Origin of the sequence: Bacillus sp. MUM 13 (genome assembly GCF_001866725.1) — a bacterium.
In the GTDB taxonomy this organism is placed as follows: domain Bacteria; phylum Bacillota; class Bacilli; order Bacillales; family DSM-1321; genus Peribacillus.
In genome coordinates this window covers 1-1,183 of record NZ_MLYQ01000182.1, presented here as the reverse complement: position 1 = coordinate 1,183, position 1,183 = coordinate 1, and the positions used below count along the sequence as shown (strand labels likewise).

The 1,183-nt window shown below is 44.3% G+C and carries 1 protein-coding gene and 1 pseudogene; both read left to right on the top strand.

The window, feature by feature from the left end:
- The first annotated feature begins 152 nt into the window (after nucleotides 1-152).
- Nucleotides 153-761, top strand: coding sequence for an RNA 2',3'-cyclic phosphodiesterase (gene thpR / locus BIV59_RS22590; protein WP_083392330.1), 609 nt, complete (start codon nucleotides 153-155; stop codon nucleotides 759-761).
- Between the two features lie 27 nt (nucleotides 762-788).
- Nucleotides 789-1,183: pseudogene (locus BIV59_RS22585) on the top strand (NERD domain-containing protein); the annotation flags it as partial.

Below are 1,183 nucleotides of genomic sequence, written 5' to 3'. Positions count from 1 at the left end.
TAGCAGGAAAGTTTACGAAACCAGCCATAAAAAGAGACCCTCCTTTCACCATGTCAAGGCCCGATTCAGGAAGACGGGCTTCGGCTTTAAGGGGGGTTTTTCTTTGCTTGAGGAAAAAGGCTGTATTCTCCGGGAGGATAAAGAGTACATGATTGGTTTATGATAAAATAAAAAAGGAAAAGGAAGGGAAAAAGACCATGGCTTATCAAAATCACTTCTTCTTTGCGTTATCTTTGCCGGACGAAACCAAATCATTTATCAGCCAGCAGGCCAGCCGTATCAAAGAAGAGTTTGCATTTAAAAAGTGGCTGCATAGAGAGGATTATCATATTACCCTGGCCTTTCTTGGCGATGCACCGCAAGACAGGAGAAATCTTGCCCTGCAGCTGGCCGGGCAGGAGCTCGAAAATGAAAAGGGATTTGAACTGGCCATCAGTGAAATCGGCCTATTTGGGCAAAGCCATTCACCCAGGATTCTCTGGGCTGGTGTCGAGCGGGAGGAACGCCTTTTTCATATTCAGCAGAAAGTGTTCCAGGCATGTCTGAAAGCAGGATTTCAGCTTGATAAGAAACCCTTTAAGCCGCATATTACCATTGCACGGAAATATGCTGGCGATTCACCCTTTTCTTTGGAGAAAATCGATAAAACGGCAAACACAGAAAGCCAGCACCGCTTTCGGGCATCTGGTATTACACTTTACCAATCACATATAGGCGAAATGCCTTCTTATGAACCGATTGTAAGAATAGAATTGATTTAGCGAATAATAAGAACGGGTGGTGACCTTTTGGGCCAGCTCATTAAATTACAGGATTATATTTCAAGATATGAACAAGATATTTACCGATACCCTATACAATTCGTACGCCTCAAACAGCAGCAATGGGAAAAGGTGAAGGCAGCCTATCTAGCTGGCGAGCTTGAGAAGCATTATGGAGGAACCGGCTACTCTGATGAAGATGACGAGCTGTACATTTCTGAAAAGACAGGAATACTGTCAAAAATGAAAAATATGTTTGCCAGAAACGATAGGAAGGATGAACAAGTGGAGGAACAGGAGGGGACTGCCCCGGAAAACGTCAATGTGTTTTCCCTTCACATTCCTGCACGGCCAGAAAGCCTCGATGAGCTTAAGCAGACATTTCTCAATCAGCTTCTCAGTTTTCAGATGAAGTGGGGGAG